The sequence below is a fragment of the Halalkalibacter kiskunsagensis genome (assembly GCF_037027555.1).
GTDB classification, from domain to species: Bacteria; Bacillota; Bacilli; order Bacillales; family Bacillaceae_D; genus Halalkalibacter; species Halalkalibacter kiskunsagensis.
This window is the reverse complement of sequence record NZ_JAXBLX010000049.1, coordinates 24,148-33,419: the sequence shown is the minus strand read 5'-3', so window position 1 is coordinate 33,419 and position 9,272 is coordinate 24,148. Positions and strand designations below refer to the sequence as shown.

Genomic DNA, 9,272 nt, shown 5'->3' with positions numbered 1-9,272 from the left:
GGGTATTTACCTTTTTGGCTCTAAACAAGATAGATAACTAAACTGAAAATTCAAACAACATTTATGCAACACTAGTGTACATTTTTCTAATATTTATAAGGAATTATATTTTAACCCCCCAATAATTAAGCATACTTATCCTCTCTCTTAAATGAAAGGATGAGTATTTATAATGGAGGATTTACAGCCGATTAGTAATGCGATTGAGGTGGTCCTCAAAATAATGGCAGAAAAGAGTATGCCATTTCCACCAACAAAAATTAACGAAATTTATTGAACACCCCTTCTAAAGTTTAATCGAGTAGGAGGAGGTGACTAACCTCCGACCTCTCACACCACCGTACTTACGGTTCCGTATACATCGGTTTCATCTAAGTCTAAAGTAAAATTTGATATCTCATAGATAGACTTTTGAGCCCTTGTTTTGACCAGTATTGGTTGTCAAGGGCTCTATCTAGTATTGTGCTGACTTTTGACTGTTCAGCTATTTATTACTAAATATGTTACCAAGTGCGCTTGGAGTTACAGTCAGACCTCCCCAGGTAAGAGTACAATCTTTCTCTCCATCTATCTGCTTCTTTAACTCTGTATCACCTTCCACAGAAAGGACTTTGTTTTGTACAGCAAACTCATCCAATGATACCTAGCCTCATATGAAGTTCGTGTTCCTCAGATCGGAGATTTGCTACTCACTTCCTAAACATTCCACGTCACCATGGACACCCTTGCGTTAAGCTAACTACTACTTCTGCCTTCGCAGTTCGGGACTTCCACTTAGAGATTGCATACATGCTGGACACACTGAAGAAAAACAACTTCACTGAATTGAATGAAGTTGCATTGACTTTCGTAAAACAAAAAACAGGCTGCTGATTATTGCGAATGAATTGAGCCGCGATTGCGGAGTTTTAAGCCATTCATTGCGGATAAAAGAGCCACCATTTGCGGAACACAGAGCCACAGCGTAGCTGCTTGCCATTGACTGTAACGCCCGATTCTTAGCATCCGTTGGAAGGGGGCGGGGCCCCACCAGCGGATGCTTAGAATCGATTTGTCCGTGTTATCATGTTTGAGCAGCTATGCCTATTAGGCATTATTTATGCCACACTCGCGATAGATCCACGACACGGACAAAAGTTAAGTCAATGGTGGCGGACTAGCGGATTTACTCTACATATGCAGTAGAGTAGCCTATACTGATAGTGGCTCTCTTCCCCGCACTTAGTGGCTCAAACTTCTGCAAATGGTGGCTCTAAACTCCGCACTACCGGCTCATTCCGACCGCAATACTCAACTGCAATGGATGGATTCTAGGGACACTTCAAAACCGCAAAACAAACAGAGTCATGAAGCCGCTACAAAACGTACTATATTATCATAAACATTGAGATTTACTTTTTTTTATACGTCCCCCTACCCAGCCATTGGTCTGTCCACCAGTTGCTTTTGAAAAGGAGTATCAGCTTTTCAAGGAATTCAGCGAACGCAACTATGCTAGCGCAACCTTGATATGCAACAATAATATCCTGCATAAACTGCTTCTAATTGTCCACCATGGTAGACACACTTTTACATTTTCACCATATAATGTGTAATAAATTTTTTTCTTTGTTTCTTTATAAATTTTGTCTTGCAAACAGGCATGAGGAGGAGAGAAATGCCAAAAATTTCAGTCATATTACCTGTATTTAATAGAGTTAACTATGTCAGTGAAGCAATAGAAAGTATTTTAAATCAAACGTATACCGATTTTGAATTAATTCTATTAGATGATGGCTCTACAGATGGCAGTACCGACATTTTATATAAATATAAAAAAATGGATAACAGAATTAAGGTAATACGTTTTCCTAAAAACCGAGGCCTCGTATTCGTTTTAAACTATGGAATTTCCATAGCAAGTGGAGAATATATTGCTAGGATGGATAGTGACGACATATCATTACCTGATAGATTTTCAAAACAAGTTAGTTATTTAGAGAATCACCCTGAAGTTGGATTGTGTGGAGCTGGTATTGGCAAAGTTGCTGGAACTACAGACAAATGGTACTTACCATTTGAATCTGAGGAAATTAAATGCCGATTACTATTCCATTGTTCCTTTATACATCCATCAGTAATGATAAGAAAGAAAGTATTAGACGACTACAACCTTCGTTATAATCCAGAGGCAATACACGCTGAAGATTATGAGTTATGGCGCGAATTGGTAAAAGTTACAAAATGTATAAATCTTAATGAAGTACTCGTTTTGTACCGAGTACATTCAGGTCAAATCTCAGAAGTAAATAATACCGTCCAAAATCATACTGCAGATATGGTAAGAAAAAAACAGTTAAGAGAACTTGGAATCGAGCCTACAAATGAACAAATGAAACTTCACATACAACTCGCCAATAAAAAAATAATGAAAAAAGCCGAAACAATCAAATGGATACAACTAATCCTTACCCAAAACAATCTTTATCAAAATTATGACCACCATGTATTAAAAAAGGTCTTATGCAACCATGCAAAAATTAGTGAAAATGAACTTACTGATAATACTTCAATCGATAAGAGTCTCACATCAAAAAAAATATGTTTTGCAATACTCGTATATAAAAATAAAGAACTTATTAAACAACTAATAAGGAATATAAAATTTTTCTGTCCTAATAGCTTATTAGTTATATTTAATGGCGGACAAGACCCCAATTTAGTTAATGATCTAGATAATGATGTCCTTACCTATCCCTATAGCAGAAAATTAAAATATGGTTTCACTTCAATTTATTTAATAGAGATAATGGAATGGCTGCAAGAAAATGATATACATTTTGATTTTTTAATTAACTTAGATTGTGATGTCCTCTTCTATCGGTCTGGTTTTGAAAAATATATTGAAGAGCAAATGGCAGACGTAGATTATATGGGAATTGATATTAAGACACTAGATGATGAAGCATACCTTTTGAATAACTTAAAAAAAGAACAAAATATGTGGAAACAGTTTTTTAGCATTGATCCCTGTTACCGAGTATTTAATGTATGCCAAATAATTAGTAAGCCTTTGATCGAAGCTTTATTAAAATATGAAAAGCTAGAGGAATTAAAAAATTCATTACAAGCAACACACGTGTTTGGCATGGATGAGGTAATAATAATCGGCATGTTAAGAACTTTCGGTTTTAAGTACAAACGATTTCCGTATCCTGACTCAACTACAATTCGTTACCGCCCACATTTTACAATCAAAGACTTTATTGCTACCTATAACAAATATCCTAACAGTTATTTGTGTCATCCAATAAATCGTAACAATAATGACCTAACACGTAATTTAATCTATGCACTTCATTACAATGAAAGTGACCGATCAAGATATCGGATTGATAAATATCCTTGGTATAATCAGGATCCATTATCATATAGTCCTGCTCTTCCTCTTTTAACCAATTCCGGTTGTGAAGAACTGGTTGCTCGAGAAAAAAACAAACTTAGTCACTACTATAAGAATGGGAAGAAATATTACAAAACTGAAACTTTTACTACTAATGTAAAAGGGAATCCATTATTTTTTGAAGGTTCTGATAAAAATTTCGAAGTTATTACCTCAACCACAGATGGGAAAATCGTTCATTGGTGGAGAGATAACCAATCAAAATCACAAAGCTGGCATGGCCCAGTAAAGGTAACGGAAATAGATGCAGAGCCAATCTATCTCATTCAACTAGAAAACCATAAACTTTGTTTTATTGGAAAGGTCAATAATAAATTAGCTTGTTGGATTAGAGATGATGAGGGAACATGGAAATGTAGCGAGCCTTTATATGTCAATGAAAATATGGACATTTTTGATCGTTTAAGTATGTACAATTTTAATAATATATACGACTAGGTCAAAGTTTTTCCACTGCTGCAACAAATCCGGATTATAAGTTCAGTTCATTTATAAAAATTGATTATATATTGATCATCTTCCCTTAAATCAAACCGAGTTTCTCAAATTACGCCATACCATTCGTTAGCTAATTCCATTCGGTAAGGAATGGTCTTTGGCTAGCTTCTTTTTTCTTTTTTCTTTTTTCTTTTTTTCTTTTTCTTTTTCTTTTTCTTTTCGATTTCAGTTCTATTTAGAGAAAGATGACAAGAAAAATTTAATCTTTGCCTACTACTAGAGTTTGGAGGCTTTTATAAGCAACATCGGAAAAATTTAGCGGACGTTGCTTTTTTGTTTTTTGATATTTAATTGCCAATGCAAATCTAGAGTCACTAAATGTTACTAGTTTAAATAATTTAAAGATTAACAGGCTTAACTCGATTGTTCCATTCATTTACAAAGACATTTTTTAACCAAAGATCTTTTAATTCCAAATCGGGATAAATTGGATATAAATCTAAAAGTTGCTTGATATTCTCAATTTTTTTAATAAACCTTTCATCATAACCGTACCAAGCCTGAATCATGTCCTTTGAATCAATTCCCACGTGTTCCCTACAAAACGTCTCAAATGCTAATAGAAATGCATTGACCTCAGTAAATAGTTTCATTTCAGTTTTATACTCTTGTTCTTTAATATGGAATCCATTAAGGATTTTCATAATGGAAATTATTTTGTCGTATTCTAATAGTTGAATTATAAAGACTGTAACAATATCCCTAGAAGCCTCAATTCTTTCTGTATAAGCGTGTTCTGACTCGGAGTACGTAGCCTTCGGGCATGATTTGACAAGCTTGTCACGTTGCACCTCATCATCGTTAACAAATGTCTTAATAACCATTTTAAATCGATCATCAGCATTTAATTTCGGATACATCTTGTCGTTCATTCTTTTCATCGCATTTAAATTAGTTTTAACACTCATTATTTACCACTCTCCTCCAGTTTTTGCACGACTTCCTTGAGTTGCTCCAACTTTTCCTGTAACTCCCCCATCTCCATACTTTTCAGTGTTGTGTTAGATAAAGCATTTATGGCCTTTGCTTTCTCATTGGTCATTTCGCCAGTAGTTAATAAGTGATTAATCACCCTAGATAACATTCTTCTAACGTCTTGAGGCTTATTTAACCTCACTTCGTTTTTATAAAGTGGAGCCAATTGCAATCCCTCCCTAATACGGCTATAACTCAACGGGTTCAGCATTTATTTCAATACATTTTTTTGTTAACTTCAATACAATTCAACCTCTTTAGGCTAAATAAGGGAATTAGGAGAAAAAAGCTATCAATCAGCCCAAGAAATATTTTCAGAGATCGAAATAAGCTAATTAAGCTTTTTTTATAGAGCGTAAATAATACTTTACCTGCTTTAACACTAACTTAAAATCAGTATTGATCATGATATTCCTTATACCGACCGCATAACGTTTTCCTTTAACAAATGTTTCTCTTCTCGCTTCCCACATCCCATCTACCTTTTCCACAAAAATGATTGTCGTTTTGAATAGCGAACTACTATTTAATGTTACAAAATAGCACTCCCCACTCACCCCGATTACAAGCCCAATAGAACGAGCTAATTCATCATAATTTTCATTTTGGTAAAAAGTTTCCGTTTTTGTTTCCTTATCCATAGGAATGCAAGAGAATTTATTGTTATGGCTATACTTAACATCTTTAACCATTTGTAAAAAAACCATCTTATTCCTCCTTTTTACGCCAAGGTTAAACCTTCTTATATTCAGAAATCCAAGTAGGCATGCTTTTTCTCCTTTTTCCGCTTTTTTCCCATTTATAGAAGAATTAATTTTTCTTTCGGTCTTCCACTTGTTTTTTCTGTCAATATTTTAACAAAGCTGTTATCAATAAGAAGTTTTATAGCTTGGTCTAATTCTTCTTTTCTCCGTTTATTTGAAAAAAGTTTACTAATCTCTGTTCTTGTCAAGCCTTCGTTTCCTTTTCTTTGCTTCAACGCTTGTAAAATATCATCATCAATCGGGTTGCCTAATTCCTGTCCAAAAATATATCTCGCACTCGAAAAACAGTAATCCCAAACTGCAAGTGCAGCTCTTAGGTGTTCAATCCTAATTACAGGTGATTTATCTAATAAAGCATACAAGCTCATTGTTTGCGCTTCTGCTCGGCTTGTTACAGCCCCTACTAATCCTGGAACCCCCTCAGAAAGTCCCTCATAAACTCTTGCCCAGGCTTCCCTTGCTTGTTCGTCTTTCTTTAGTTCGCCAACCTGATAACTAAACTTAACAATTGAATTTAACTCTTCTACTAAGTTGTCAATATTCTCTTCATGAAACTTCCCTCCCTCAGGTAACACTTTTGAGCGCTGTACAATAACCCATAAGAACCGGTTTGCAAATCCGTTCCCGATCTCGGTGCTAGTTAAGTATCTTCTCAGCTCCTCTTTAGTTACATGTGATATAATAGAGATATGTGAATCTGTTGCTTCTAAAGGGATCTTGGTTAACGTCCTAATATCACCAGTATCCCAAGCTTGACGGATGAGGGCAGTTAGAGTGTTACCAGGTCGCTCTGCTGCCCTTAAGGTCGTTGCAAATTCCTCCTCCATAACAAGTAACCTCTTATCACTTTTCCGAAGCTCTTCCTCATCTAATTCATCTCTTACTTGGTTAATTAATCCCTCACCACTGGAGAGTCCTGATTTTATCTGATTTAAAGCCCACCCACTATCGACTCTTTCAAGAATTCTTTTAATGTGGCCCCACGAACTGCCTTTGCGTCCTTTTGATGTTTTCCCAACTAAAGCTGCAAATAATCTAACGTGATGCTTCTTCGATTCAACAACAAAATGTGGTTGTCTTCCTAATAAATTTCCAAATCCAACCAAAAAGTTAATTAACAGAGCTGCATTATCTGCTTCTGTATGTGGTTCAATCATTTTCACCACTTTGCCGGCAATTCCGTGAAACGCCTCATGATCAAGGCTTGCAGAAAAATCATCTTTTTTTAGTTCAAATTCTTCTTCAACTGATTCCTCCCTAAATGGAAGTACGTTTTCCTTTTCAAAATCTTTCAAGAAATCCTTACTCTGTAATATCGAAACTTTGTCATTATTCATAGATCATTCTTCTCCCTCCAATAAATGTTCAACAAGTAGAACCGTATCGACTTGTTCTTCAAAATCACCTTCAACTAATAAATCTAGTAGATTAGAAAGGTAAGGCAAGTAATGATACATTAAATGGTTACCTTCAGTTTCTTTCACAGTTGTAAAATTACGAATCTTTCCCTTCATTGTTTGCTCAATTAGCAAAACTCGAGTAAATGCTTCATTATGCCTTCTTTTAAAACTATTTAACGCTCTCCTTTGAGAAAGACGTTTATTAGCCTTGTAAGTATAATCAGCTGGCACTTCAACATTTTTATTAATTCCTAAATCCCTGGCAAGTAACATGATAGCCTGATTGTTAGAGATGCCCATTCCCAACGCTAGTAAATTTATTACATCACCAGAACCACAACCCGCCCAACATTTCCACTGATTTGTACTTGTCCATACTGTAAGGGAGGGATGCTTATCTAGATGGAATGGACAGGAAACATTAAAGCTTTTTCTTCCAGTATTAATACCACGTATATCCACACCAAGATGTGTTTCTAGGACATCTTCTACATTGACTTTTTCTTTTATCATTTCAATTAATGCACCCGACATTTATTCATTCCTTATCAACACTAAGACTATTGATACCTTCTTTTCCTTGAATAGAATATGCTTCTTGATTATTCATCCAATGATCAATGACTTCTCTTCTAAATAGTATCCTACGACCAACCTTTACATGTGGAAGCTTACTTTCTCTTACTAACTGATAAATTAAATCTTTGGATACACCAATGTAAGATGCAGCTTCTTTAACGGTAATTGTTCCTCTATTCATAAAAACCTCACTCCTGTTCAGACTTTATTTCTTCAATTATTTTTAAGATCTTGTCCTTTTTATTTCCGGGTAATTCCTTTCTTAGCAGACGGTAATACGAGTTTTCATGAATTCCTAACTTTTCAGCTATAACCCAGCTTGGAATATTCCCTTTTGCTTTTCTAATGTCACGGTTACGTTCATAGTAGTTCACAGTAATTTCCTCCTAAACGTTGATAATGTATGGGTGTGGTGTTATCATTAATATACACATAAACGAAACGCATTGTAACTAATTAAAGCGTTTCAAAACCGTTTCATAAGGAGGAATAATATTGCAGTATGATTTTGGAGAGTTTAGAGATTTAGCATTTTTTTCATGGCAAGTTCCAGTTTATGGTTTCAAGTGGGATGATGAATCTGTTCCCCCAAAAAGAATAGTTCATGGAATAGAAGAAAAAATTTCACAAAAGGAATATGTATCATCACCCTTATTAGTAGAAAACCCTGAAACAATCATTGAAATGTCATATTTTCCGTTTGAAGACTGTCCAACTTTATTTTTACAGTTTGCTGATACTGAAACTACGTTGGATGGAATAATAGCGTTTGCCAATAAGTTCGGCAAGTTATGGACTAATCATGGGTTTTTACTGAATGTAGAGGAGATCATTTTTATGCCTTCCGTAGAAATTTCCTCAAAAGAAGAACAATATAAATTGATTTTTCCAACTAGCAAAGAAAAAAAGTACTCTTATATTATCGGTGAACCCTTTTCTTACTGGGCAACAGAAATAAAGCTTATGAAAAATGCTACTAGGTTGTGGGGATGGTTACAAAATGAAGAAGTAGGAAAATTATCTCAAGTCATTAACTGGTACGATAATGGAGGGGGTTTTAATGTTGCGCTAGGTGAATTGGATAATATTAAATTATTTCGTAAATTACCAAAAGAAGAGCAGCGTTTTTGTTTCGATTACGACATCTCATTTCGAGATTATAATCGGACCAATAGTAAGCATATTATGGAGTCAACAAAGCCAGGCGAAATACTTCTCCCGGCAAGAATCGCTTTAATTGATATTATTAATAAAAAGTTAGAGCAATCCCCTGTACATCATAGAATACTACTAGATGAAAAGAATGAACCAAAACAATATGTTGTACCTGATAACTTATTAAGTGCGATGTGGTTTCAGTTCTATCAATCACTAACCGGAGAAAAGAAATATAAACGATGTGCTGTTTGTCAATTATGGGAAAACGTCACAGAAAAAAGAACTGATTGGTTATATCATAATAGTTGCGGAAATACATTTCGCGTTCGGAAAAGTAGGGGCATCAGAGACATCCTAAAAAATAAGAAAAGTATAGAAGAAGTCGCTTCACATTGTGGGGTATCCCCCAAATTAGTTAGAGAATGGTTAGAATTAGAGAAAAAAGGAGATTAGAAA

At 35.0% G+C, this 9,272-nt stretch carries 9 protein-coding genes; 2 read left to right on the top strand and 7 right to left on the bottom strand.

Features of this window, described 5'->3' with window-relative positions; all coding sequences use genetic code 11:
• Nucleotides 1–1,657 precede the first annotated feature (1,657 nt).
• Nucleotides 1,658–3,880: a glycosyltransferase family 2 protein gene (locus SLH51_RS20590; protein ID WP_335963408.1), complete on the top strand. Its 2,223-nt coding sequence runs from the start codon at nt 1,658–1,660 to the stop codon at nt 3,878–3,880.
• Between the two features lie 398 nt (nt 3,881–4,278).
• Here the strand turns inward: SLH51_RS20590 and SLH51_RS20585 are convergent, their stop codons facing one another.
• The 7 genes from SLH51_RS20585 to SLH51_RS20555 all read right to left on the bottom strand — a co-directional run bounded on the left by SLH51_RS20585 (nt 4,279) and on the right by SLH51_RS20555 (nt 8,032).
• On the bottom strand, nt 4,279–4,848 hold the full coding sequence (locus SLH51_RS20585) for a hypothetical protein (RefSeq protein ID WP_335963407.1): 570 nt from the start codon (nt 4,846–4,848) through the stop codon (nt 4,279–4,281).
• Nucleotides 4,848–5,081 carry a hypothetical protein gene (locus SLH51_RS20580; protein WP_335963406.1) on the bottom strand — a complete coding sequence of 78 codons (234 nt, stop codon included), beginning with the start codon at nt 5,079–5,081 and terminating at the stop codon, nt 4,848–4,850. Before SLH51_RS20580 ends, SLH51_RS20585 begins: the two co-directional genes overlap by 1 nt.
• A 169-nt stretch (nt 5,082–5,250) precedes the next feature.
• Nucleotides 5,251–5,622 (bottom strand): hypothetical protein, encoded by a 372-nt coding sequence (locus SLH51_RS20575; RefSeq protein ID WP_335963405.1) that lies wholly within the window; start codon nt 5,620–5,622, stop codon nt 5,251–5,253.
• A 92-nt stretch (nt 5,623–5,714) separates the two neighbouring features.
• Nucleotides 5,715–7,016, bottom strand: coding sequence for a YfjI family protein (locus tag SLH51_RS20570; protein WP_335963404.1), 1,302 nt, complete (start codon nt 7,014–7,016; stop codon nt 5,715–5,717).
• A 3-nt stretch (nt 7,017–7,019) separates the two neighbouring features.
• Nucleotides 7,020–7,613, bottom strand: a complete 594-nt coding sequence (locus tag SLH51_RS20565; protein ID WP_335963402.1) for a CHC2 zinc finger domain-containing protein — start codon at nt 7,611–7,613, stop codon at nt 7,020–7,022.
• Nucleotides 7,614–7,617: 4 nt separating this feature from the next.
• Nucleotides 7,618–7,839, bottom strand: a complete 222-nt coding sequence (locus SLH51_RS20560) for a helix-turn-helix domain-containing protein (RefSeq protein WP_335963401.1) — start codon at nt 7,837–7,839, stop codon at nt 7,618–7,620.
• 7 nt (nt 7,840–7,846) lie between these two features.
• Nucleotides 7,847–8,032 (bottom strand): hypothetical protein, encoded by a 186-nt coding sequence (locus tag SLH51_RS20555; protein ID WP_335963399.1) that lies wholly within the window; start codon nt 8,030–8,032, stop codon nt 7,847–7,849.
• A 121-nt stretch (nt 8,033–8,153) separates the two neighbouring features.
• On the opposite strand from SLH51_RS20555, the gene SLH51_RS20550 reads away from it, so the two are divergent.
• Complete coding sequence (locus SLH51_RS20550) at nt 8,154–9,269, top strand: hypothetical protein (protein WP_335963398.1); 1,116 nt, start codon at nt 8,154–8,156, stop codon at nt 9,267–9,269.
• Nucleotides 9,270–9,272 lie beyond the last annotated feature (3 nt).

Bases quoted from the DNA above. Each gene is read 5' to 3' on its own strand.
- SLH51_RS20575 (WP_335963405.1), bottom strand. From the start codon at position 5,622: ATGGTTTTTTTACAAATGGTTAAAGATGTTAAGTATAGCCATAACAAT.
- SLH51_RS20585 (WP_335963407.1), bottom strand. From the start codon at position 4,848: ATGAGTGTTAAAACTAATTTAAATGCGATGAAAAGAATGAACGACAAG.
- SLH51_RS20565 (WP_335963402.1), bottom strand. From the start codon at position 7,613: ATGTCGGGTGCATTAATTGAAATGATAAAAGAAAAAGTCAATGTAGAA.
- SLH51_RS20560 (WP_335963401.1), bottom strand. From the start codon at position 7,839: ATGAATAGAGGAACAATTACCGTTAAAGAAGCTGCATCTTACATTGGT.
- SLH51_RS20590 (WP_335963408.1), top strand. From the start codon at position 1,658: ATGCCAAAAATTTCAGTCATATTACCTGTATTTAATAGAGTTAACTAT.
- SLH51_RS20570 (WP_335963404.1), bottom strand. From the start codon at position 7,016: ATGAATAATGACAAAGTTTCGATATTACAGAGTAAGGATTTCTTGAAA.